We start from the raw sequence: 22,238 nt of genomic DNA, 5'->3' as shown, positions 1-22,238 counted from the left end.
ATGGGTCTCGACGACAAGATCAAGAACGCCGCTCAGGACATCGTGGGCAAGGCCAAGGAAGCCATCGGAAACGCGACCGACAACGACAAGCTCGCCGCCGAGGGCAAGGCCGACCAGGTGAAGGCCGACGCGAAGAAGGCCGGCGAGAACGTCAAGGACACGTTCAAGTAAGCCGTGCCGGCGGACGGGCGGGCATCGACCTCGGGTCGGGCCCGCCCGCGCTCGCTCTCGGTGCGCGTACCCCCGCCGATGTCGGAGGCCGGGGCTAGGCTGGCGGCATGCGGACCCGAGGCGACATCGAGTGCTGGCTGACCGACATGGACGGCGTCCTCGTCCATGAGAACACCCCCATCGCGGGCGCCTCCGAGCTGCTCGCGCAGTGGCGGTCCGAGGGAACGCCGTTCCTCGTCCTCACGAACAACTCGATCTTCACTCCTCGCGACCTCAGCGCCCGGCTCAAGGCGTCCGGGCTGATCGTGCCCGAGGAGTCCATCTGGACCTCCGCGCTGGCGACGGCCGACTTCCTGAGATCGCAGATGCCCGGCGGCAGCGCCTTCGTGATCGGTGAGGCGGGCCTGACCACCGCTCTGCACGAGGCCGGTTTCATCATGACCGAGACGGCTCCCGACTACGTCGTGGTCGGCGAGACGCGCAATTACTCCTTCGAAGCGATCACCAAGGCCATCCGTTTCATCCGCGGGGGCGCACGCTTCATCGCGACGAACCCGGATGCCACGGGCCCCTCGACCGAGGGAGTGCTGCCGGCGACGGGCGCTATCGCCGCACTCATCACGAAGGCGACCGGCAAGGAGCCGTACATCGTCGGCAAGCCGAACCCCATGATGTTCCGCTCGGCCCTGAACCGCATCGGTGCGCACAGCGAGAACACCGGGATGATCGGCGACCGCATGGACACCGACATCGTCGCCGGCATCGAGGCGGGCCTGCACACGGTGCTGGTGATGACGGGCATCAGCGATCAGCGCGAGATCGAGCGCTATCCGTTCCGCCCCGACGAGATCCTCGACTCGGTCGCCGAGCTGGTGCGCGACGAGCCGGTCGAAACCGACCTGGCCGACGGTGAAGAAGGGCTCGTCGCCGGTCTCTGACCGACGGCGATCAGCATGGACGACCGCACGCTCTGGCTCCTCACCGCGCTGTTCATCACGGCGGGCTCGCTCATAGCCTTCCTCGTGCAGTGGCGTCGCTCCCGTCGGGGCGGCGGTCGCCACGATCCGTTCGATGGGCCAGGCGACGGGCCCGACGCGCCCTGAGACAGTGGCGGGTCTCGTCGCTCCCGATGCGCCTACTGCGGCGCGAGTCCCAGATCGTCGAGGTCGATCGAGCCGAGCCACTGCAGCCCTTCGGCCTCGATCGCGGCCTGCGCACCCGTCTTGCGGTCGACGATCACGGCGACCGCGACGACCTCGGCGCCTTCACGGCGCAGGGCTTCGACGGCCTTCAGCGCCGAGTGGCCGGTGGTCGAGGTGTCTTCGACGACCACGACGCGCTTGCCCTTCACATCGGCGCCCTCGATCTGGCGACCCCGGCCGTGGTCCTTGGGCTCCTTACGCACGACGAAGGCGTCGAGCGGACGACCTGCGTGCACCGACTCGTGCATGACGGCGTTCGCGATGGGGTCGGCACCGAGCGTCAGGCCGCCGACGGCCACGACGCCATCGAGGTCTTTGATGAGGTCGAGAACCAAGCGACCGATAGCGGGGGCCGCGCGGTGGTCGAGGGTGAGCTTGCGCATGTCGACGTAGTACGTCGCCTTCTTGCCGCTCGAGAGGGTGAAATCACCGTGAAACACCGCCTCGTCGTTGATGAGGCGGATGAGGGCCTGGCGGTCGGCTTCGAGCTCGGGCGTGGAGGCGGTGGTCACGGCGTCGATTCTATGGGGACGATCCCGACGGACGGGATCGTCGGCGACGCAGTCAGATAAATTAGACACCCTCGTGTAATGAATGTGTTGGGTTCAGGCGAATCCCGTCGCGGACCGTCCCAACCGGGGCGAGAGAAACGAGAAGCGCTCCTCTCCGCGCGGATTCTCGGTGCCGCCATCGGCGACACCATCTCCACATCACGAACAAGGGGGCATGAATGAAAGCGATGAAGAAGGTCGTGTCGGTCGCACTTCTGTCGGCGGCACTGCTGACCGCGGGGGCGGGCGTGGCGCAGGCACAGACGGTCTACTACAAGGGCTCCGCGCTCAGCTGGGACCACGGACGCATCTGGGGAGTGACGAGCTTCTCCGAGGTGCAGTCCGGAGTGTACGAGCACAGCGCGACGGCGAACACCACGTTCTCCGGCTGGAAGAACCCGGGTGTGACGGCGCGCGCCGAGCAGTTCGTGGGCACCGGTACGGCGACCGCCTACTGGAACGCACGCGGCTGATACACGAGGCGGGGGAACGTCCCTGTGGGATGCACGCCGGAAGGCGAGCCTCTACAGGGACGTTCCCCTCGCAGTGCCCGCACGCGTCGGGCCACCAGAGGAAAGGTTGTCAGCGGTGCGCAAAGTTGCCTGGACGCGCGTGATGAGCCTGGCGATCGTTATCGTCATCGGCGTACTCACGAGCGTTCTCTTCGTCGTGAACCAGGGCAGCGCCCCTGCGCGAGCAGGTAGCGGACGGCTACCCGGGGGGTTCGACGAGGCTGTCCCTCTTCGATGTCTCCGAGGATCGCGCCGACGATGTGCTGACGATACTCGGAGACTTCAGCCGCAGCACGGCCAGCGCCGTCGTCCGCGTGGACGACCAGCTCTCCGGGCCGGACGGCACCATCACCGGCATGCGCATCGGGGTTCTGAGCACGTCCCCCGCGGCGCCGACGCTCGATCTGACATTTCTGGGCACCACACTGATCTCACACGCGCAGATCACCGATCTGCTCGCGGCCCAGCCCGCGGCATCCATCGGCTTGGATGCCAACAGCGCCGACGTCATCGCCGACGTGCCATCCCTCCGATTCGCGCCGCGAGTGAGCATGGTCCAGCTGACCCACCTCGTCGAGACGTCCAAGACGATCAACGGGACCTACCGCATCGCCGGCGCCGACGCAGAGCAGGTGGGCGAGCTCGCCACGACGCTCGAGTCGCGCACAGGCGTCTCCGCGGAACGTCTGCTCGCACCGCTGCGCGGGCAATCCAGCGACAGCGGCTTGATCGCCGGGCTGCTCCTTGGTGTGCTCGCGGCGGCGACGGTGCTGCTGCTGCTGCTCCTCGTCTTCGAGGCGGTCCGCGCCTTCCGGGTGCTCGGTGTGCATCTGTTGCTCGGACGATCCCGGTGGGACGTAGCCTTCGCGCAGTACCGGTCGGTGATCATCGCGGCCCTTGCGACGGGGGCGCTCTCCGTGGGTCTCGTGCTCCTCATGGCACCCGGTTACGCCCCCACCCCGACACTTCTGGGCGCCGCGGCGGGTGCCGCGGCAGTCGGGGCGCTCCCCTGCCTCGGCTGTGTCGCCGTCGGCGCGTTCCTTCTGATCTCGGTCAAACCGGTCGACGCGATCCTCGGTCGTTTCTCGAAGCGCGTGCTCGTCAGCGCGCTCGCGGGCTTCTACATCCTGGCGATCGGGGCTCTCACCGCGACACTGGTCTATCTCGACGGGCCCCTGAAGGAGGCCGGCACGTTGGCAGATGTCAGCCAGTCCTGGTCGGCGGTGGGTGAGGAGCGAATTCTGTATCGAACGGCCGCCGGCGAGGATCAGGCGAGCTTCACCGGCCAGTCGAGCGAGTACCAGCAGGACTTCTACGACTGGTACCGCGCCATCGCCGGCGAGTCGGGCGTGCAACTCATCAACACCCAGTACTTCGATCAGAGCGTGCTGGACGGCTGGTCGGGGGTCTTCTCCTCCGTTCCGCATCAGCCCTTCTGGTACGTCGCCGCCTCACCTTCCGCCCTGACAGCAGAAGGCTTCCCGCTGAGCGACGACGTCGTGGCGCGCGCCGAGGCCGGGGAGCGGGTGTTCCTGCTTCCCGACACCTGGGACGACGCCACCCGCACCGCTATGCAGGGCTGGCTGACGCAGAAGAGCGAGATCTCGTACGAGCCGGCGATCCGGACCGAGTACTTCGACGCCCGCGCGGTGGGTTTCGAAGACTACGCGCCGGGCACGCCCCTGTTCTCCTGGAGCACCGAGCCCGAGGGGCGTGACGGCATCGTCGAGGCCGCCATCCTCGTGACCACACCCGAGAACATGGTCCCCTTCGAGAGCGAGAGTCTGGCAGCCGTCGGGCTGCAGAACAGCTACGTCAAGCTGAGTCCCGATGCCGCCGCACGCTACGCGACGCCGTCGTTCTTCGCGACGTTCCATCTCGCCGACAACGACGTGACGTTCCTTCCCGTCAGCGAGTTCGTCGCCGGACTGACGAAGTCGATACAGTCCGTCCTGCAGCTCTTCGGCGCGGTCATCCTCCTGCTCGGGGTGTTCAGTCTGCTCATGCTCGCCGCGCTCACGAAGCTGTATGCGACGACTCATCGCGAAGCCGTCGCCGTCAAGTCGATGCTGGGGTACCGCCCACTGCGGATCTTCATGACCGCTTTCGCGCTCGTCGGTATCGTCGGGGCCGTCGCGATCGCCGCCGCCGTGGTGTCGTCGTCGACGACCGCGATCCTCGGCAACGTGCTCATCTTCGCCGCCCAGCTCATGCTCTTCTTCGTGCTCGCTCGGGCGTACGCGCGCTTGCGTCTGAGCAGCGTTCTCACCGAATAGAAACGGACCACCATGAACGCTCTCCTCGAAATCTCGGGACTCACCAAGCAGTACGGGTCACGTGTCGTTCTGGATGCCGTCGACCTGCGGGTCCACGAGGGCGAGTCCCTCGCCATTGTGGGGCGCTCGGGCACAGGCAAATCCACGCTGCTGAACATCATCGGCCTTCTCGACCGGCAGACCGGCGGCGAAGTGCGCTTCCGCGGCGCGCCGCTCGCGCGGATCAACAGCCGCGCCGCGACCCTGATGCGCCGCGACCACATCAACTACCTCTTCCAGTCTTTCGCGCTGATCAGCTCGGCGACCGCTCTGGAGAACGTCCTGCTGGGATTGCACAGCGTGCGGCTCAGCCGGCGCGCGAAAACAGAGCGGGCGATGAACCTCCTTCGGCGGCTCGGGCTCGCACACGTCGCCCACGACAAGGTGGCGACGCTGTCGGGCGGCGAGCGTCAGCGCGTCGCGCTGGTGCGGTGCTTTCTCAAGCCCGGGGAGCTGGTGCTGGCCGACGAGCCCACCGGCGCCCTCGACGACGCCTTGGCCGAGACAGCCGTGACCGAGATGCTGCAGCTGCAGAGGGATTTCGGCAAGACGCTCATCGTCGTCACGCACGACCACCGCGTGGCCGAACGATGCGACCGGATCCTCGCGCTCGACAGCGCGCCCCGGGCAGCCGTGAGCGATCATGCCATGGGGGTGCGACGCTGAACACGTCCGCGGGTTCGCGCCTCACCCCCCGCGTTCGTCGACCGACGCCGCTCGCATCGGCAGCAGCGCCTGCGTGACGGTGCGCTCGAGGATCTGCGCGGCGTCGGTCCAGGCATCCCGGAACGCGATCAGGTCCTTCGCTCCGAGCCCCGCAGCCACGACCACCCACGTCATGTCGGCGACGTCGAGGTCCCGACGCAGGAGTCCGCGCTGCTGAGCCTCGTGCAGAGCGCCACCGATGAACCCCTCCCAGGTGCGGAACGGGTCGATCCGCCTCTCCGGAAGTGCTTTCGCCCATCGACCGGCGATCACGACGCCGGCGCGAACGGTCGGGTCGGTCGCCAGATTCTCGCCGACCGCGCGGAACGCCCCCACCACCCGGGCGAGAGGATCAGCCGATTCACCGTCGATACGGTCTTTGACGCCGCGCATGCTCGCACTCTCCGCGTCGAGGATGTGGGTGACGAGCGCGCGCATCTCGGAAGACGAGACCGGGCGCCCGAGGATCGCCTCCAGTCCCCGAGGGGAGAGATCGCCGAGGTCTGGCGCCAGGAAGTACTGCACCACCGCCGACATCTGTGCAGGGGTGATCATGAGGCCTCCCGGTACGCGAGGGAGGCAAGAGCGACGACGCCCTCGGACGAGGTCGATCGCACCTCGACCGTCTGCAGCGAGGGGTCGTGCCGGAGCGCGACGCGACGATCTGTCACGCGCGTGTCGGTGGTGACGACATCGGTACTCGGTCGCCTCCGCTGCGACAGGTCGATCGACATTCGTCGCATCCAGAGATTTCCCGTCTCGCGACGACCGCGGCCGGTCGCGGCACGCAGCGCCACCTGGGTCAACTGCCCCATGATCGCGACGTAGGTGATCGCGGTGAGCCCCGGCCACAGGGCGCCGTCGATGCCCGACGCCCGCATCGACGCACGCCCGAAGTCCGGTGCATGCGTGCCGAGAACGGCATCCGATGTCACACTCGTCAACCGCGTGTGCACCTCGATGTCCCGGTACGCGCTGCCGTAGACCGTCGGCGTGTCGTCATCGACGACGCGCGCTACCGTCGGTGTGAGACGCAACTGCGTGCGGAACGATCCCGTCCGCGCGCGGATGACGCGTCCCGATCCGTCCGGCGTCGCGTGCACGCTCACCGGCACGTGATCCAGTTCGAGCCACGGCGCGGAACCCGCGGCGATGGTCACGCTCTGAAGCGTCTCGGGCGCGGCCCCCCTCTCGCGTGCGCGGTCGACGAGCAGGAGGGGCAGGACCATCGCGTCGATCGAGGTGAGATGCGGCACCGGACCCCCTCCGCTCGCCTCCGGATGGGGCTCGACCCGCGCGGAGACGTCACCGCCGGCGCCCGTGGATGACACGTCATAACGTGTTCGTCGATACCCGTGACCGAAGTAGCGGTGCTCCGCCGGCCCCAGAAAGTCCTCGAAGCCGCCTGCGGTCAGCGGGACGGGATGAACGTCTGGCCACGAGGGAGCTATCACATTACGGAGTATGCTGTATCTCAAGCGGGAAGACCATACCGACGGACGGCGCCGCAGCCCCTGGCTGAAAGAATCACAGCATGAGCGAGCGACGCATCGGCAGACCCTTCGACCCTGAGATCCAGCGGGCTCTTCTCACCGAGGCCGAGAGGATCATGGTCACGTCCGGCTACGCCCAACTGAGCGTCGATGGGCTGGTCCGTGCGATCGGGTCCACGAGACCGACGTTCTACCGCCGCTATCCCAACGTGGCGCATCTCGCCTTCGACGTCATCGCGTCGAAGTTCGGCATGGGCGACCCTCCGACGACCGGATCGCTCCTCGACGATCTCGAAGCGCTCCAGCGCAACGAGGTGCAGATGCTCGCATCCGATTTGTTCCGCAAGAACCTGCCCGGACTCCTCGAGTCCATCCGCACCGACGAGACCATCCGCGAGTTGTGGGGGGAGTCCTTCGTCATCCGGCGTCGTCAAAACCTCAACATCGTCATCACCGCCGCCCGGGAGCGTGGTGAGCCGATCCGCACCGACTGGGATCTCGATCTGATCGCCGACCTCCTCGTGGGGCCGATCCTGGCACGCGCGCTGCTGCCGGGGACCGGGGCGCTGGATGAGGCGTTCGCCCTCCACACGGCCCACGCCGCTTTCGACGCACTGACCTCCCGTCCCTGAGTGCCTCACCCGCCCGCGCACGGTGATGTCGGCGCGCGAAAGTAGGCTGGATGCCATGCGTCTGGCCACCTGGAACGTCAACTCCATCCGTGCTCGCGTGACCCGCACCGTCGAGTTCTGTGTGCGTGAGCACATCGACGTCCTGGCGATGCAGGAGATCAAATGCAAGACCGAGCAGTTCCCTTACGCCGCCTTCGAGGAGGCGGGGTACCACGTCGTCGCGCACGGGCTGAACCAGTGGAACGGCGTCGCGATCGCCAGCCGTGAGCCCCTCGAAGACGTCGAGATCGGCTTCCCCGGCATGCCCGGCTTCGAGAAGGGCAAAGAGGGTCCCGACCTGCCGCAAGAGGCTCGCGCCATCGGCGCGACCGTCGACGGCGTGCGCGTGTGGAGCCTCTACGTGCCGAACGGTCGCGGGCTCGACGACCCGCACTACGCCTACAAGCTCGACTGGCTCGAGAAGCTGCGGCACTACACGGCCGACACCCTGGCGAAGGATCCCGACCTGCCCCTGGCACTGACGGGCGACTTCAACATCGCCCCCACCGACGACGACAACGGCGACCCCACCGTCGTCGAGGGGGCGACCACTCACGTCTCACCGCCCGAACGAGCCGCATTCGCCGCGTTCGAGGCGGCCGGTCTCACCGACGTCGTGCGTCCCCTCATTCCGACGGGCTACACCTACTGGGATTACAAGCAGCTGCGCTTCCCCCGCAACGAGGGTCTGCGCATCGACTTCATCCTGGGTTCGCGAGCTTTCGCCGACGCCGTTCAGGGCGCCGAGATCCACCGGAACGAGCGCAAGGGCGAGATCCCCAGCGACCACGTCCCCGTCGTCGCCGACCTCGACCTGTCGGGCGCGGATGACGACGACGACCTCCCGATGATCTTCGGCTGAGCGCCGGGCGGGTGGCATCCGGGGCCCGGTGATCCGCCGACGGGCGGCGTCGGCTGGCGAATCCCCCGCGCTGCCCGAGCCCGTTCACCAGAACAGGGGATGCCATCACACCAGGCTCCGAAAGCTCAGAACCGCCCTGTGTGCGTGGCATCCCCTGTTCTCATCGCACCGTGTAGCGGGGACGGAGCGCACCCCGACCCCGCCGTGCGGGAGCGTCAGACCGCGGGGACCTCGGCGGGCGCGGTGCGCTGGATGAGCGTCACGAGCGCCTCGATGATCGAGCGGAGGAACGCGGCGGTGCCCTCGTCGGTCACGGTGCCGTCCTCTTCGAACAGGCCGGGGGTCGACTGGATGTAGCCCTCGGGCTGACCGAGGACGAGGGCGTTGTAGTGCAGAAGGACCGCGCGCAGGTGCTGCTGACCGGCGGCGGTGGCGATGCCGCCCTGCGAGGTGCCGATGACGGCGGTGGGCTTGTCGTTGAACGACGCCTCGCCGTAGGGGCGCGCCGACCAGTCGAGTGCGTTCTTGAGGACGCCGGGGATCGAGCGGCTGTACTCGGGGGTCACGATGAAGACGCCGTCGGCATCCTCGATCGCCTTCTTGAAGTCGGTGGCGACCTCCGGGAAGTTCCCGTCGTAATCGGGCGAGTAGAAGGGAAGGTCCTTGATCGGGATCTCCTTGAGGGTCACGCCCTCGGGCGCGACCTTCTCGAGCGCCTTCGCCAGACGGCGGTTGATCGAGGTGCTGGAGATGCTGCCGACGATGTAGCCGATCGTGTAGTCGGTCACGGTGGTCCTCTCTGGGATGACGGGGGCGCTGCGCGCCCAGTTCATTCACGTGCAAGCATCGTCCACGCGGGGGTATTCCCCGGGGGCGGTTGACTCCCTCCCGCGGGGGATGCATGCGGGCCGGCACGGTCGTAGCGTGGGGGGATGCCACGACTCACCCGCGCGCAACAGCGCGACGATATCGTGCTCGCGGCGGTTCTGCTGCTGGGCGGCCTGCTGAGCGCGGTGCTGTCGTCGGTCGCGGGCCTGTACGGCGACGAGCAGGCCTCCCTCGCCCTCGCGGTGGGGTACGTCATCGTCCTCGCCGTGCCGATCGCGTTCCGCCGCCGGTGGCCCTCGATCACCGCCGTCATCGTGTCGTTCGCGTACTTCGTCGCCGTGACGGTGCGCATCCCTGAGATCTACGCGGGCAACATCGCGATGTTCATCGCGCTGTACACGGTCGGGGCGTGGGAGACGAACCGTCGGCGCGCGACCATCGTGCGCGTCGCGATCATCGTGGGGATGTTCGCGTGGCTGTTCGTCGTGATGTTCCAGGAGGCCACGCAGCCCATCGACCCGAACGTCGAGGGCGCGTTCTCGCGGACCGGGGCGTTCTCGCCCTTCGTCGCCTCCCAGCTGTTGATGATCGGCGTGAATGCGCTGTTCTTCGGCGGTGCCTACTACTTCGGCAATCGCTCGTTCCAGCAGATGCGCCAGCGCGCCGCCCTCGAGGAGCGCACGGCCGAGCTCGAGGCTGAACGCGAGATCACCGCCGCCCAGGCGGTCGCCCTCGATCGTGTCCGCATCGCCCGCGAACTGCACGACGTCGTGGCCCATCACGTCTCACTCATGGGAGTGCAGGCGGGCGTCGCACGCTCCCTGCTCGCACGCGACCCCGAGAAGTCGCGCGAGGTGCTGGCCGGCGTCGAGGCCTCGGCCCGCACGTCCCTGAAGGAGCTGCGGCACCTGCTCGAGACGCTGCGCACGCCGGGAAGCGAAGCGGCGGGCAGCGACACCGGCCCGACCACGCACGGTCTCACCACGATCGCCGCCCTCGCCGACGAGGCATCCGCTGCGGGGCTCCCCACGACCTTCGCCGTGATCGGCGCGCCCGCGCACGATCCCCCGCCCCTCGTGCAGGTCAACCTGTACCGCATCGCCCAGGAGGCGCTGACGAACGCGCGCCGGCACGCCGGACCCGACGCCACGGCCGACGTGCGCGTTCGTTTCGATCGGGATGCCATCGAACTCGAGGTCGCGAACACCGGCCGCGCGGGCTCGACGACGGCCGGACTCGGACAGCTGGGGATGCGGGAGCGCGCGGCCGTGTCCGGCGGCACGATCGAGATCGGCCCGCGCTCGCGCGGGGGCTGGCTCGTGCGCGTACGCGTCCCCGTCGCCACCGAGGAGGTCGCGCGTGTCTGAGCTGCGCGTGCTCCTCGTCGACGACCACGCCATGATGCGTGCCGGCTTCCGCACGATCCTCTCGCTCGAGGACGACATCACGGTCGTCGGCGAAGCGTCATCGGGTGTGGAGGCGCTGGCCGCGGCGAGCGCCCTGCGCCCCGACGTGATCTGCATGGACGTGCAGATGCCCGACATGGACGGCCTCGAGGCGACGCGGCGGCTGACCGCCGACCCCGCCTCTGATGCGGCGGTCCTGATCGTCACCACCTTCGACCGCGACGACTACCTCTTCGCCGCCCTCGCCGCGGGAGCGAGCGGTTTCCTGCTGAAGAACGCCGGCCCGGAAGAGCTCGTCTCCGCCGTGCGGATCGTGGGCGGCGGCGATGCGCTGCTCGCCCCCGAGGTCACCCGCCGAGTCATCGAGCGCTTCGCGACCGGGACGCCCGAGCCCGCGGCATCCGTCCCCCCGCCGCTCGCGCTGGTCGAGCCGCTCACCGAACGCGAGTCGGAGGTGCTCACGCTGGTCGCGGAGGCTCTGAGCAACGCCGAGATCGCCGCGCGGCTGTTCATCGGCGAGGCGACGGTCAAGACGCACGTGTCGAACGTGCTGCAGAAGCTCGGCGCGCGCGACCGTGTGCAGGCCGTCGTGCTCGCGCACCGGCACGGGCTGGCCTGACAACCCACGTCTCCTGTGGAACGGGCCCGGCCGGGCGCCCTCTGACCCGTCTGGGAGAGGAGCGCAGGAGTCCTGCGGGCCGCGGCGACCGCTCCGCTGCCCTGCGGGAGCCGACGGTGCGGGTCGGTGCGTTCTCGCCTCGCCGGCGCGCACAGCTCCGGCAGGTCGCAGCCCCGGCCCGGCCGGCACGGGCAGACGCCCCGATCTGCCGGAGCTGTGCGCACCGACTCCCCCGCACAGCGGAGGCGACGACCCTCCCGGGGGCGGAGGTGCGCCCACGGCCCGATCCCTAGCGTGGGAGACATCGACAGGAAGGGGTGCACCGTGCTCGAGTTGACCGGCATCACCAAGAAGTACGGCGGGCGCCGCGTGCTCGACGACGTGAGCTTCACGGTCGCCCCCGGGCGGCTGACGGGCTTCGTCGGCGGCAACGGCGCCGGCAAGACCACGACCATGCGCATCGCGCTGGGGGTGCTCGGCCGCGACGCCGGCACGGTCGCCATCGACGGCGTCCCCCTCACGACGCAGGACCGGCGCCGCTTCGGCTACATGCCCGAAGAGCGCGGGCTGTACCCGAAGATGAAGGTCGCCGAGCACATCGCCTACCTCGCGCGACTCCACGGCTTCGGCAAGGCCGAGGCTACTGAGAAGGCGACAGCACTGCTCGAGCGGCTCGGCCTCGGCGAGCGCCTCGGCGACCTCGTCGAGACGCTCTCGCTCGGCAACCAGCAGCGCGCGCAGATCGCCGCGGCGCTGGTGCACGATCCCGACGTGCTGATCCTCGACGAGCCGTTCTCAGGGCTGGACCCGCTCGCGGTCGACGTGGTCGCGGGCGTGCTGCAGGAGAAGGCGGCGACCGGTGCCGCGGTGCTCTTCTCGTCGCACCAGCTCGATGTCGTCGAGCGCCTGTGCGACGACCTGGTGATCATCGCCGGCGGCACCATCCGAGCGGCCGGGAGCCGTGAAGAACTGCGCGCTCAGCACGCGACGCACCGCTACGAGCTCGTCTCGAGCGGCGACGCCGGATGGGTGCGCGACGAACCCGATGTGACCGTGCTCGACTTCGACGGCGGCTACGCCCTCTTCGACGCGGCCGACGACAGGGTCGCCCAGCGCGTGCTGCGCACGGCGGTCGCCCGAGGCGACGTCGCCAGCTTCGCGCCCCAGCGGCCATCCCTCGCCGACATCTTCAAGGAGGTCATCCGATGAGCACCTTCTCCCCGTCTCCCGCGCGAGGCGGCGCCCGCCGCTCGCCCAGCGATCTGCAGAGCATCTGGCTCGTAGCAGAGCGCGAGATCGGCTCGAAGCTGCGCAGCAAGGCCTTCGTGATCTCCACCGCGATCCTCATCGTGGCCGCACTCGCGTCGGTGTTGTGGGGCGGGTTCGCCGCGAACGATTCCCGGGGAAGCAGCATCCCGGTCGCCGTCACCTCTCAGACCGAGAGCGCGGTGTCGGGGCTCGAGGGGGTCGAGGTGACGGTCGCCGACTCCGACCAGGCCGCGCAGGCTCTCGTCGACGACGACGCGGTGGATGCCGCCCTGGTCTCCGGATCGTCGGATGCCGCGTTCGACTACACCGTCGTGGTGAAGGACAGCGTGCCCTCGACGTTGCTGCAGATGCTGAGTGAGACACCCCCCGTGCAGATGCTCGATCCGGGCGCGGGAGCGGCCGACGCCCTGCGCTACTTCATCGCGCTCGGATTCGGCGTGGTCTTCCTCATCGCCGCATCCACCTTCGGCGGGACGATCGCGCAGAGCGTGGTGGAGGAGAAGCAGACGCGCGTGGTCGAGATCCTGATCTCAGCGATCCCCGTGCGAACTCTCCTGGCGGGCAAGGTGCTCGGCAACACGGTGCTCGCGATGGCGCAGATCGTGCTGCTCGCCGCTGTCGCGGTGATCGGATTGGCGGTGACGGATCAGGCCGGGGTGCTCGATGCGCTCGGGGCTCCCATCGCCTGGTTCGCCATCTTCTTCCTCTTCGGTTTCGTGCTGCTGGCATCGCTGTTCGCCGCGGCGGCCGCGATGGTGTCGCGTCAGGAGGACATCGGGGCGACGACCACCCCCATCACGATGCTGATCATGGCGCCGTACTTCCTCGTGATCTTCTTCAACGACAACCCCGTGGTGCTGACCGTGATGTCGTACGTGCCGTTCTCGGCGCCGGTCGGGATGCCGCTGCGCATGTACCTCGGCGACGCGCAGTGGTGGGAGCCGGTGCTGTCGCTGCTGATTCTCATCGCCTCCTGCGTCGCCGCCATCGGCGTCGGCTCGCGCATCTACCGCAACTCGCTGCTGCGGATGGGCGCCCGCGTCAAACTCGCGGAAGCGCTGAAAGGCTGACCGGTTCGTGCCCGGTCGTGTCGGGGGATGGATGCCAGGGCTTCGGCGTCCATCCCCCTCTCACCGTCACGGTCGACCGGTGTCTTGCGCGGCGGTGGCATCGAGCGCGTCGGCCGCGCCCACGAGGGCGAGGTGCGACAGCGCCTGCGGCGTATTGCCCGCCTGCCGCTTCGTCGTGGGGTCGTACTCCTCCGACAGCAGGCCGAGGTCGTTGGCGACCGCGGTGAGACGGTGCATGAGCGCGACCGCCTCGTCGCGTCGGCCGGAGTGGGCATACTGCCCGACGAGCCAGAACGAGCACGCGAGGAAGGGATGCTCGTCGCCACTGAGGCCGTCGACGCCGGTCGTGCGGTAGCGCAGCAGCCACCCGTCGGGCATGAGCGTCTGCTCCATGCGCGCGACCGTGGCGAGCATGCGGGGGTCGTCGTAGGCGCAGAAGCCCACCTGGGGCAGCACGAGCAGCGACGCGTCGACCTCGTCGGTGTCGAAGTGCTGCGTGAACCACCCGCCCTCGTGCACGCCGTGCGCGTCGATGTCGGCGCGCACCTTGTCGCGCAGGGCACGCCACGTGTCGACCTCGCCGTCGTGCCCGCCCTCCTCGACCGCCCGGATGCCACGATCGAACGCCGCCCACACCATCGCGCGCGAGTGGGTGAAGAAATGCGGCTCTCCGCGCATCTCCCAGATGCCGAGGTCGGGCTTGTCGACCTCGCTCGCCAGTTGGTTCAGCAGCGCGCGCTGCAGGGACCACGAGAAGGTCGTCTCTTTCACTCCGGCGGTGCGGGCGGCCTCGAGCGCCACCATCACCTCGCCGATCACGTCGGCCTGGTACTGGTCGACCGCACCGTTGCCGATGCGCACGGGAGCGGCTCCGCCGTACCCGGGCAGGCTCGCGATCTCGCGCTCGGGCAGGTCGCGCTCGCCGGCGATGCCGTACATGATCTGCACGTCGGCCGGGTCGCCGGCGATCGCCCGCAGCAGCCAGGTGCGCCAGTGCTGCGCGGCATCCAGGTACCCGTGGTCGATGTAGGCGCTGAGGGTGAGGGCGGCGTCGCGCAGCCAGACGTAGCGGTAGTCCCAGTTGCGCGAGCCGCCGAACGCCTCGGGGAGCGACGTCGTCGCCGCCGCGACGATGCCGCCCGTCTCGGCGTGCGTGAGCGCGCGCAGCACCATGAGCGAGCGCGTCACGAGCGCCGCGTGCGTACCCGCGGACTGGACGCGATCGGCCCAGGCCGCCCACCACTCGCGCGCGCGCTCGAGCGCGGCCTCGACGTCGAACGCGGCGGGCGGGTCCTGCCACGACGGACCCCACGACAGCACGGAGTCGACGCCGTGGCCGGCGGACGTCGTCCAGATCGCACGGTGAGCGGTGTCGACGGCGATGAGCCGCGGTCCCCGCAGCACGACCGCGTCGGGACCGGCGACCGCGAGGATCGCGTGCTCCCCGCCATATCCGATCTGCTGCACCCACGGCACCGCGCGCGCGTAATCGAAGCGCAGGCGCACCTCGCTGACGAAGTCGACCTCTCCGGACACCCCGACGACGCGGCGGACGACGGCTTCGACGCCCTCGTCGATCGGCATGGCGTCGTAGACGTCGGCGACGCCGGTGCTCGTCTCCCAGCGGGTGACGAGCACGAACGTGTCGCCGTCGTACCGGCGGGTCGCCCGGGCGGCGGAATCGGCCGGGCGCAGCGACCATGCGCCGTGCGACTCGTCGCCGAGCAGCGCGCCGAACATCGAGCCGCTGTCGTAGCGCGGCAGGCACAGCCAGTCGATGCTCCCCGCGGAAGAGACGAGGGCAGCAGAGCGGCAGTTGCTGAGGACCGCGTAGTCCTCGATCGGAGTCGTCACCCTGGGATTGTGGCAGCAAAGGCCGACGTCGCGCCTATGCACTCGCTATGGGGCATCCCTTCGTCATCCGCAAGGGTGCGGCGAGGTCGGTGGGTGTCGCTACGCTGAGCGGCATGGCGGCGGACACGACCCTGATCATCCTGGGCGCCTCGGGCGACCTCACCTCTCGACTGCTCCTCCCGGCCCTCGGCCAGTTGCTGGCGCGCGAGCCGCGGCGGTCGATCCGCCTGCACGGCGCGGGCATGGAGGACTGGACGGACGAGCACTGGCGCGAGGTCGTGCACACGGCGTTCCAGTCGATGGATGCCGAGTCCGCCTTCGACGCGGTCTCGGCGACGACCTACTCCCAGGCCGACATCACCAAGGCAGCCGATCTGCAAACACTCCTCGACGATGCCGAGGGACGCCCCGCGCTGTACTTCGCCGTTCCCCCGGCGGTCACCGAGAAGGCCTGCGTCGCCCTCTCCGACGTGAAGATCCCCGCCGGCACCATCCTCGCGCTCGAGAAGCCCTTCGGCACCGACGAGGCCAGCGCGCACAAACTCAACCAGCAGCTGGCCACCCTCGTCCCCGAGGAGCAGGTCTTCCGTATCGACCACTTCCTCGGCCGCTCCACCGTGCTGAACCTGCTCGGCGTGCGCTTCGCCAACCGCCTCATCGAGAGCGTGTGGTCGGCCGACGACATCGCCACCATCACCGTGGACTTCCCCGAGAAGCTGGGCCTGGAGGGCCGCGCGGGGTACTACGACACCGCCGGCGCCCTGGTCGACATGATCCAGAGCCACCTGTTGCAGGTGATGGCGTTCGTCACGATGGAGCCGCCGTCCAGCCTCGATCAGCTCGACCTGCGCGACGCCACCTCGGCCGTGCTGCGCGCCACCCACGTGCTCGACGACGACCCGGTGAACAACTCCCGTCGCGCCCGCTACACCGCCGGCGACGTCGGCGAGCGCCACTTCGTGTCGTACGTCGACGAGCCCGGCGTCGACCCCTCGCGCGACACCGAGACGCTCGCCGAGATGACGGTGGAGGTGCGCACCGCACGCTGGCAGGGCGTTCCCATCACCCTGCGCTCCGGCAAGGCTCTGGATGCCGGAGACCCGGCCGTCACGGTCACCTTCAAGCCCGTGCGACACCTGCCCGGCGGCTTCGTGGGCGAGAGCGACCCGTCCAAGCTCGTCTTCTCGCTCGGCCCCGACACGATGAGCCTCGAGCTCAACGTCAACGGCGCCGACGATCCCCTCGAGCTCGAGCGGGTGACGCTGGCGGCCGACCTGGGCGCGGGCGCTCTGAAGGCCTACGGCGAAGTACTGTCGGGCATCCTCGACGGTGACGCGATGCTGGCCGTCCGCGGCGACGCGGCGGAGCAGTGCTGGCGGATCGTGCAGCCGGTGATCGACGCGTGGCGCCAGAACAAGGTGCCGCTCGACGAGTACCCCGCCGGCAGCACGGGACCGGCGTCCTGGAACGTGTGAGCTCGCGCGGCACCGCGGGCTCGGCATCCTGAATCTCGTGGCGTGCGTGCGGGTGTCACGCGCCCCGGGCGCTGCGCGGGCGACGCTCGGCGAAGGAAATCCTCTGTCACACGGGAACAGACGGCGCAGCCGTGGCGTTCACTGGTTCGGGTCAACGGCGTCCCGAATCAGTCCCCGTTCTCAGGAGTACCCATGTCTGTCGTTATCGACCGCACCGCACGCACCGACGCGCCCATCCTCGACGTGCTCGCCGAGCGCTGGAGCACCCGCGTCTTCGACCCCGAGACCCCCATCGACGAAGCGGCCCTGCGCTCGGCCCTCGAGGCAGCCCGCTGGGCACCCTCGGGCATGAACTACCAGCCGTGGCGATTCATCGTCGCCCGCCGCGGTACCGAGACGTTCGACCGCGTCGTCTCGTCGCTCATGGGCTTCAACCAGGCCTGGGCTCCGAACGCCGGTGCGCTGGTCGTCGTGCTCGCCGAGAGCGAGACCGAAGACGGCGAGGCCCGCACCTGGGCGCTGTACGACACCGGCCAGGCCGCCGCGCACTTCACCGTGCAGGCGCACGCCGGCGGACTCGCGACGCACCAGATGGGCGGCTTCGTCGCCGACGACCTGCGCGCCGCCTTCGACATCGAGCCCCGCTTCGTGCCCGTGACGGTCATCGCCGTCGGCACGCTCGGCGACGTCGAGGCCGCCGAAGAGGGCCTGCGTCAGCGCGAGCTCGCGCCGCGCGAGCGCCGCACGGTCGCGGAGTCGCTGCTCGTCGACGAGTAAGCCGCGGCATCCCCCGAGAGACGCCGTCTGGATGCCAACACGCGCAGGCCGCGGCGCTGCGTTGTCGCCGCTGCGCTGCCGCGTTGCCGCGTTGCCGCGTTGCGGCGCTGCCGCCGCCGTGACGCCGCGTTGCCGCGTTGCGGCTTCGCCGCGTCGCCGCCGTGACGCATAAACGCGATCGGCGCGCATAAACGCGAGGACACCGCGTTTATGCGTGTGAACAGCGTTTATGCGTCACAGCGGGCCGCCGGCGGGCGACACCGGCCCGCGTGCCGCGGCATTGCGGGACCGCCGGACCACCGGACCCGGGCGCCACCGCAGCGCGGGGCCACCGAGGGGCGGGGCCGCCGGATCCGGTGGCGCCACCGGACCCGGGGCCCACCGGACCCGGGGCCCACCGAACCCGGGGCCCACCGAACCGCGGGGCAACCGCAGCGCGGCCGGGCCGCCGGGCTCCGCACCGCCAAGCCGCCACATAAACACGATCCGCGCGCATAAACGCGAGGACACCGCGTTTATGCGCGTGAACGGCGTTTATGCGCGACGGCCGCCCCGGCCCACCGCCCCGGCCCACCGCCCTCCCGCCACACACACGAAAGGGGGGATGCCGCGCGCACCGCGTGGCATCCCCCCTTCTGGTTCCGCTTACTCGACGATCTCGGCCTCGATCACATCGTCGTCGGACTCCTCAGCGGCCGGTCCCGTGCTCACGAGCATGAGCGAGTCGCCGTCGCTCGCCACGTCGACCCGCACGACGTCACCGTCGCGCACCGTTCCGGCGAGGATCGCCATCGCGAGACGGTCCTGGATCTCGGACTGGATCAGGCGACGCAGCGGCCGGGCGCCGTACACCGGGTCGTAGCCGCGCTCGGCGAGCCACGAGCGGGCGTCGGGGGTGACCGCGAGGGTCAGCCGGCGCTCGCGGAGCCGCTTGTGCAGAGCGTCGACAGCGAGCTCGACGATCTGGGCGAGGTCGTCCTGGCTGAGGGCCTGGAAGATCACGATGTCGTCGAGACGGTTCACGAACTCGGGCTTGAAGGCCTGCCGCACGAGCGCCTGCACCTGCTCGCGCTTGGCATCCATCGACAGGGTGGGATCGATGAGGATCGGCGAGCCGAGGTTGGACGTCAGGATCAGGATGACGTTGGTGAAGTCGACCGTCCGGCCCTGGCCGTCGGTCAGGCGACCGTCGTCCATGACCTGCAGCAGCACGTCGAACACCTCGGGGTGCGCCTTCTCGACCTCGTCGAGCAGGACGACGCTGTAGGGGCGCCGGCGCACGGCCTCGGTGAGCTGGCCGCCCGCCTCGTACCCGACGTACCCCGGAGGGGCACCGACCAGGCGCGAGACGGAGTGCTTCTCGCCGTACTCCGACATGTCGATGCGCACCATGGCGTGCTCGTCGTCGAAGAGGAAGTCCGCGAGCGACTTCGCCAGCTCCGTCTTACCCACGCCGGTCGGACCGAGGAAGAGGAACGAACCGACCGGGCGGTGCGGGTCGCTGATGCCCGCGCGCGAGCGGCGGACGGCATCCGACACCGCCTTCACGGCATCTTTCTGTCCGATCAGGCGCTTGCCGAGCTCGCGTTCGAGGTGCAGCAGCTTCTCGGTCTCGCCCTGCAGCAGGCGCCCCACCGGGATGCCGGTCCACGCGGCGATCACCGCGGCGATGTCCTCGTCGGTCACCTGGTCGTTCACCATGCGATCACCCGCGGGCTCCTCGCGCTCGGCGACCATCAGCTCGCGCTCGAGGGCCGGGATCTCGGCGTAGAGCAGACGCGAGGCGCGCTCGAGGTTGCCCTCGCGCTGCGCGCGTTCGGCGTCGACGCGAGCGGCATCCAACCGGGTCTTGAGCTCGCCGACGCGGTTGAGCGACGCGCGCTCCTGCTCCCACCGGGCCTGCAGCTCGTCGAGCTTGGCCTGTTCGGCGGCGAGCGTCTCGCGCAGGGTCGCGAGCCGCTCCTTGGACGCGGCGTCCTTCTCCTTCTTCAGCGCGAGCTCTTCGAGCTTGAGTCGGTCGACGTGCCGCCGCAGCTCGTCGATCTCGAGCGGGGCGGAGTCGATCTCCATGCGCAGGCGCGACGCGGCCTCGTCGATCAGGTCGATGGCCTTGTCGGGCAGCTGGCGCGACGGGATGTACCGGTTCGACAGGGATGCCGCAGCCACCAGCGCCGCGTCGGCGATGGCGACCTTGTGGTGCGCCTCGTACCGCTCCTTCAGGCCGCGCAGGATCGCCACGGTGTCCTCGACCGTGGGCTCTCCGACGTAGACCTGCTGGAAGCGGCGCTCGAGAGCGGCATCCTTCTCGATGAACTCGCGGTACTCGTCCAGTGTGGTCGCGCCGATCAGACGCAACTCGCCGCGGGCGAGCATGGGCTTGAGCATGTTGGAGGCCGCGACCGAGCCCTCGCCGCCGCCCGCGCCCATGAGCACGTGCAGCTCGTCGATGAACGTGATGATGCGCCCGTCGGACTCGGTGATCTCTTTGAGGACGCTCTTGAGGCGCTCCTCGAACTGTCCGCGATACATGGCCCCGGCGACCAGCGCCGAGATGTCGAGCGACACGAGTTCTTTGTTCTTGAGGCTCTCGGCGACGTCGCCCGCGACGATGCGCTGGGCGAGGCCCTCGACGACGGCGGTCTTACCGACGCCGGGCTCGCCGATGAGCACGGGGTTGTTCTTGGTGCGCCGGGTGAGCACCTGGCTGACGCGGCGGATCTCGCCGTCGCGCCCGATCACGGGGTCGAGCTTGCCCTGGCGGGCCCGGTCGGTGAGGTTGATGCCGAACTGCTCGAGGGCGCTCCGCGCGTCCTCCTGTCCCGGCTGTTGCGTGGCGTTCATGGTGTCTCCTGGAAGTCTGCTCGCCGCTTCAAAACTTGAGCGGCGTTGACTCAAGTTTAGCAGGCGGGCTCCACCGCGGCAATGGGGAAGCGCACCGTTCGGCGATGCCCCGGCAGACGGTCCCACCGCCCACATCACACGCACCCCATGACATGGCACCCTCTGCGCGGAGACAACGCGCTACCCCGACACGCACGTGCGATGTCGGCGCCGCGGCCCGTATGCGGCGCCGGGTAGGCGGGACGGTGACGCTCAGGCGGGAACCGGTTCGGACGCGAGCGGCAGGGCGAGCGGTGCCGATTCGCTCGAACCCGCGCACGAGAACCGGGCGCGGTACGCGGTCGGGGTCAGCCCCATCGTGCGGGCGAAGTTCTGGCGCAGGACCGCCGCCGATCCGAAGCCGCACTCCGACGCGATGCGGTCGAGACCCAGGTCGGTCTCCTCCAGCAGGCGCTGGGCGTGCAGCAGGCGCTGGCGCGCGAGCCAGGCCGCGGGCGTCGCACCCAGGTCGGCCTTGAAGCGTCGGGCGAAGGTGCGCGGTGACATGTGGGCGCGTGCGGCGAGGCGTTCGACCGAGAGCTCGGCATCCAGGTTCTGCAGCATCCACTCCGTCACCGGGGCGAGCGACAGCGAGGAGTCGATCGGGAGAGGCGAGGCGATGAACTGCGCCTGCCCCCCGTCGCGCTGCGGGGAGACGACCATGCGCCGAGCGATGCGGTTGGTCAGCTCGGAGCCGAGCTCTTGGCGCAGCAGGTGCAGCGACGCGTCGAGCCCCGCGGCCGTGCCGGCGCTCGTGATGATGTTGTCGGACTGCACGTACAGCACATCGGGATCGACATCGATGCGCGGATACATGCGGCTCATGGTGTCGGCGTAGCGCCAGTGCGTGGTCGCACGCTTGCCGTCGAGAACCCCCGCCGCCGCGATGACGAACGCTCCACTGCACACGCTCAGCAACCACGCACCGCGGACGTGGGCGGCACGCACCGTGTCGATCACGCGGGGGTCGATGGCATCCCACGTCGTCCGCGGCACGGGAGCGAGGATGAGGATGTCGACGTCTTCGGCGGCGTCGAGACCGAGCTCGACATTGACCGAGAACCCGATGTTCGACGGCACGACCCCGGGGTCGGGCGACACGATGCGGAAGTCGAAATTGGGGATGCCGTCGTCGCTGCGATCGAGGCCGAACGCCTCGCACGCGAGACCGAACTCGAAGGGCGCGAACCCGGGCTGGATGACAACGGCGACCGAGCGCATGCGAACCTCCGGTGTGGCAGAAATCTGACGATTACCGACCATCATGCCACTCGTGACACTTTTCCTCTACTCGTAGCGTATCTGCCATGGCATATCTCATCGCTCTCGGCATCCTCTCGCTCGCGGGAATCGTCGCCACCGTGTGGCTCGTGCGCACCGACGGCTACGGCAGCATCCCCACCGATCCCTCGCGGGTCGCATCCGCGGCCGACCGTCCCAGCCGGTCGCACAGAGCGGCGCCCGGCGCGGCACCCGCCCTCGAAGCGGCACGGCCGACCCTGCACACCGCAGCTCCCGCCGCAGCACCGGTCACCGCCCCGCTGCGGATCATCGCGGCGGACTGACCGGATCGCCGGG

General features: G+C 69.4%; 22 protein-coding genes. 15 read left to right on the top strand and 7 right to left on the bottom strand.

Annotation, left to right across the window (positions count from 1 at the left end; genetic code table 11):
- The 3 genes from QE412_RS13755 to QE412_RS13745 all read left to right on the top strand — a co-directional run bounded on the left by QE412_RS13755 (window position 1) and on the right by QE412_RS13745 (window position 1,274).
- Window positions 1-171 (top strand): CsbD family protein, encoded by a 171-nt coding sequence (locus QE412_RS13755; RefSeq protein ID WP_055832729.1) that lies wholly within the window; start codon window positions 1-3, stop codon window positions 169-171.
- Window positions 172-278: 107 nt separating this feature from the next.
- On the top strand, window positions 279-1,109 hold the full coding sequence (locus tag QE412_RS13750) for an HAD-IIA family hydrolase (protein ID WP_307484864.1): 831 nt from the start codon (window positions 279-281) through the stop codon (window positions 1,107-1,109).
- A gap of 15 nt (window positions 1,110-1,124) precedes the next feature.
- The gene (locus QE412_RS13745; RefSeq protein ID WP_307484861.1) at window positions 1,125-1,274 is read left to right on the top strand and encodes a hypothetical protein; all 150 of its coding nucleotides are present in this window, start codon (window positions 1,125-1,127) and stop codon (window positions 1,272-1,274) included.
- Window positions 1,275-1,306: 32 nt separating this feature from the next.
- Here QE412_RS13745 and pyrE read toward each other — a convergent pair whose 3' ends face one another.
- Window positions 1,307-1,885, bottom strand: a complete 579-nt coding sequence (gene pyrE, locus QE412_RS13740) for an orotate phosphoribosyltransferase (protein WP_307484858.1) — start codon at window positions 1,883-1,885, stop codon at window positions 1,307-1,309.
- 218 nt (window positions 1,886-2,103) lie between these two features.
- On the opposite strand from pyrE, the gene QE412_RS13735 reads away from it, so the two are divergent.
- From QE412_RS13735 to QE412_RS13725, 3 genes are all read left to right on the top strand, one after another.
- The gene (locus QE412_RS13735; RefSeq protein ID WP_307484845.1) at window positions 2,104-2,397 is read left to right on the top strand and encodes a hypothetical protein; all 294 of its coding nucleotides are present in this window, start codon (window positions 2,104-2,106) and stop codon (window positions 2,395-2,397) included.
- A gap of 299 nt (window positions 2,398-2,696) precedes the next feature.
- The gene (locus QE412_RS13730) at window positions 2,697-4,712 is read left to right on the top strand and encodes a hypothetical protein (protein ID WP_307484839.1); all 2,016 of its coding nucleotides are present in this window, start codon (window positions 2,697-2,699) and stop codon (window positions 4,710-4,712) included.
- A 12-nt stretch (window positions 4,713-4,724) separates the two neighbouring features.
- Window positions 4,725-5,417: an ABC transporter ATP-binding protein gene (locus QE412_RS13725; protein WP_307484836.1), complete on the top strand. Its 693-nt coding sequence runs from the start codon at window positions 4,725-4,727 to the stop codon at window positions 5,415-5,417.
- A 21-nt stretch (window positions 5,418-5,438) separates the two neighbouring features.
- On the opposite strand, the gene QE412_RS13720 is transcribed toward QE412_RS13725, so the two are convergent.
- Window positions 5,439-6,011, bottom strand: a complete 573-nt coding sequence (locus tag QE412_RS13720) for a hypothetical protein (protein WP_307484823.1) — start codon at window positions 6,009-6,011, stop codon at window positions 5,439-5,441.
- Window positions 6,008-6,910, bottom strand: coding sequence for an AvrD family protein (locus QE412_RS13715; RefSeq protein ID WP_307484819.1), 903 nt, complete (start codon window positions 6,908-6,910; stop codon window positions 6,008-6,010). Before QE412_RS13715 ends, QE412_RS13720 begins: the two co-directional genes overlap by 4 nt.
- Before the next feature lie 80 nt (window positions 6,911-6,990).
- Here QE412_RS13715 and QE412_RS13710 point away from each other — a divergent pair, with 80 nt between their 5' ends.
- Together QE412_RS13710 and QE412_RS13705 are read left to right on the top strand one after the other, a co-directional pair.
- A complete protein-coding gene (locus QE412_RS13710; protein ID WP_307484810.1) occupies window positions 6,991-7,581 on the top strand; it encodes a TetR-like C-terminal domain-containing protein in 591 nt (196 codons plus the stop codon).
- Window positions 7,582-7,636: 55 nt separating this feature from the next.
- Window positions 7,637-8,482, top strand: a complete 846-nt coding sequence (locus QE412_RS13705; protein ID WP_307484802.1) for an exodeoxyribonuclease III — start codon at window positions 7,637-7,639, stop codon at window positions 8,480-8,482.
- 215 nt (window positions 8,483-8,697) lie between these two features.
- Here the strand turns inward: QE412_RS13705 and QE412_RS13700 are convergent, their stop codons facing one another.
- Window positions 8,698-9,270 (bottom strand): NADPH-dependent FMN reductase, encoded by a 573-nt coding sequence (locus QE412_RS13700; RefSeq protein WP_307484799.1) that lies wholly within the window; start codon window positions 9,268-9,270, stop codon window positions 8,698-8,700.
- Window positions 9,271-9,414: 144 nt separating this feature from the next.
- On the opposite strand from QE412_RS13700, the gene QE412_RS13695 reads away from it, so the two are divergent.
- The 4 genes from QE412_RS13695 to QE412_RS13680 all read left to right on the top strand — a co-directional run bounded on the left by QE412_RS13695 (window position 9,415) and on the right by QE412_RS13680 (window position 13,674).
- Window positions 9,415-10,677 carry a sensor histidine kinase gene (locus QE412_RS13695; RefSeq protein ID WP_307484795.1) on the top strand — a complete coding sequence of 421 codons (1,263 nt, stop codon included), beginning with the start codon at window positions 9,415-9,417 and terminating at the stop codon, window positions 10,675-10,677.
- Entirely contained in the window at window positions 10,670-11,335 is a 666-nt protein-coding gene (locus QE412_RS13690; RefSeq protein WP_307484792.1) for a response regulator, read from the top strand. Before QE412_RS13695 ends, QE412_RS13690 begins: the two co-directional genes overlap by 8 nt.
- 324 nt (window positions 11,336-11,659) lie before the next feature.
- Entirely contained in the window at window positions 11,660-12,544 is an 885-nt protein-coding gene (locus QE412_RS13685; RefSeq protein ID WP_307484790.1) for an ABC transporter ATP-binding protein, read from the top strand.
- Window positions 12,541-13,674, top strand: a complete 1,134-nt coding sequence (locus tag QE412_RS13680; RefSeq protein ID WP_307484787.1) for an ABC transporter permease — start codon at window positions 12,541-12,543, stop codon at window positions 13,672-13,674. The genes QE412_RS13685 and QE412_RS13680 overlap by 4 nt, the downstream gene beginning before the upstream one ends.
- A gap of 66 nt (window positions 13,675-13,740) precedes the next feature.
- Here QE412_RS13680 and QE412_RS13675 read toward each other — a convergent pair whose 3' ends face one another.
- Entirely contained in the window at window positions 13,741-15,528 is a 1,788-nt protein-coding gene (locus tag QE412_RS13675) for a glycoside hydrolase family 15 protein (protein WP_307484785.1), read from the bottom strand.
- A gap of 113 nt (window positions 15,529-15,641) precedes the next feature.
- Between QE412_RS13675 and QE412_RS13670 the strand changes: the two genes are divergently transcribed.
- Both QE412_RS13670 and QE412_RS13665 read left to right on the top strand, forming a co-directional pair.
- Window positions 15,642-17,003 carry a glucose-6-phosphate dehydrogenase gene (locus QE412_RS13670; protein ID WP_307487218.1) on the top strand — a complete coding sequence of 454 codons (1,362 nt, stop codon included), beginning with the start codon at window positions 15,642-15,644 and terminating at the stop codon, window positions 17,001-17,003.
- A 192-nt stretch (window positions 17,004-17,195) separates the two neighbouring features.
- The gene (locus tag QE412_RS13665) at window positions 17,196-17,780 is read left to right on the top strand and encodes a nitroreductase family protein (RefSeq protein WP_307484783.1); all 585 of its coding nucleotides are present in this window, start codon (window positions 17,196-17,198) and stop codon (window positions 17,778-17,780) included.
- A gap of 645 nt (window positions 17,781-18,425) precedes the next feature.
- Here the strand turns inward: QE412_RS13665 and QE412_RS13660 are convergent.
- Both QE412_RS13660 and QE412_RS13655 read right to left on the bottom strand, forming a co-directional pair.
- Window positions 18,426-20,621, bottom strand: a complete 2,196-nt coding sequence (locus QE412_RS13660) for an ATP-dependent Clp protease ATP-binding subunit (protein WP_307484781.1) — start codon at window positions 20,619-20,621, stop codon at window positions 18,426-18,428.
- Window positions 20,622-20,873: 252 nt separating this feature from the next.
- The gene (locus QE412_RS13655) at window positions 20,874-21,881 is read right to left on the bottom strand and encodes a GlxA family transcriptional regulator (protein WP_307484777.1); all 1,008 of its coding nucleotides are present in this window, start codon (window positions 21,879-21,881) and stop codon (window positions 20,874-20,876) included.
- Between the two features lie 86 nt (window positions 21,882-21,967).
- On the opposite strand from QE412_RS13655, the gene QE412_RS13650 reads away from it, so the two are divergent.
- Entirely contained in the window at window positions 21,968-22,225 is a 258-nt protein-coding gene (locus QE412_RS13650; protein WP_307484773.1) for a hypothetical protein, read from the top strand.
- The last annotated feature ends 13 nt before the right edge of the window (window positions 22,226-22,238 follow it).

Origin of the sequence: Microbacterium trichothecenolyticum (assembly GCF_030818955.1) — a bacterium.
GTDB lineage: Bacteria > Actinomycetota > Actinomycetes > Actinomycetales > Microbacteriaceae > Microbacterium > Microbacterium trichothecenolyticum_B.
The sequence above is the reverse complement of the archived record's forward strand: the minus strand, read 5'-3'. Positions and strand labels throughout refer to the sequence as shown.

What these genes read in the sequence shown, in the direction of transcription:
- QE412_RS13755 (WP_055832729.1), top strand. Translation starts at nt 1, where the DNA reads ATGGGTCTCGACGACAAGATCAAGAACGCCGCTCAGGACATCGTGGGC.
- QE412_RS13750 (WP_307484864.1), top strand. Translation starts at nt 279, where the DNA reads ATGCGGACCCGAGGCGACATCGAGTGCTGGCTGACCGACATGGACGGC.
- QE412_RS13745 (WP_307484861.1), top strand. Translation starts at nt 1,125, where the DNA reads ATGGACGACCGCACGCTCTGGCTCCTCACCGCGCTGTTCATCACGGCG.
- QE412_RS13735 (WP_307484845.1), top strand. Translation starts at nt 2,104, where the DNA reads ATGAAAGCGATGAAGAAGGTCGTGTCGGTCGCACTTCTGTCGGCGGCA.
- QE412_RS13725 (WP_307484836.1), top strand. Translation starts at nt 4,725, where the DNA reads ATGAACGCTCTCCTCGAAATCTCGGGACTCACCAAGCAGTACGGGTCA.
- QE412_RS13720 (WP_307484823.1), bottom strand. Translation starts at nt 6,011, where the DNA reads ATGATCACCCCTGCACAGATGTCGGCGGTGGTGCAGTACTTCCTGGCG.
- QE412_RS13710 (WP_307484810.1), top strand. Translation starts at nt 6,991, where the DNA reads ATGAGCGAGCGACGCATCGGCAGACCCTTCGACCCTGAGATCCAGCGG.
- QE412_RS13705 (WP_307484802.1), top strand. Translation starts at nt 7,637, where the DNA reads ATGCGTCTGGCCACCTGGAACGTCAACTCCATCCGTGCTCGCGTGACC.
- QE412_RS13695 (WP_307484795.1), top strand. Translation starts at nt 9,415, where the DNA reads ATGCCACGACTCACCCGCGCGCAACAGCGCGACGATATCGTGCTCGCG.
- QE412_RS13680 (WP_307484787.1), top strand. Translation starts at nt 12,541, where the DNA reads ATGAGCACCTTCTCCCCGTCTCCCGCGCGAGGCGGCGCCCGCCGCTCG.
- QE412_RS13670 (WP_307487218.1), top strand. Translation starts at nt 15,642, where the DNA reads ATGGCGGCGGACACGACCCTGATCATCCTGGGCGCCTCGGGCGACCTC.
- QE412_RS13665 (WP_307484783.1), top strand. Translation starts at nt 17,196, where the DNA reads ATGTCTGTCGTTATCGACCGCACCGCACGCACCGACGCGCCCATCCTC.
- QE412_RS13660 (WP_307484781.1), bottom strand. Translation starts at nt 20,621, where the DNA reads ATGAACGCCACGCAACAGCCGGGACAGGAGGACGCGCGGAGCGCCCTC.
- QE412_RS13655 (WP_307484777.1), bottom strand. Translation starts at nt 21,881, where the DNA reads ATGCGCTCGGTCGCCGTTGTCATCCAGCCCGGGTTCGCGCCCTTCGAG.
- QE412_RS13650 (WP_307484773.1), top strand. Translation starts at nt 21,968, where the DNA reads ATGGCATATCTCATCGCTCTCGGCATCCTCTCGCTCGCGGGAATCGTC.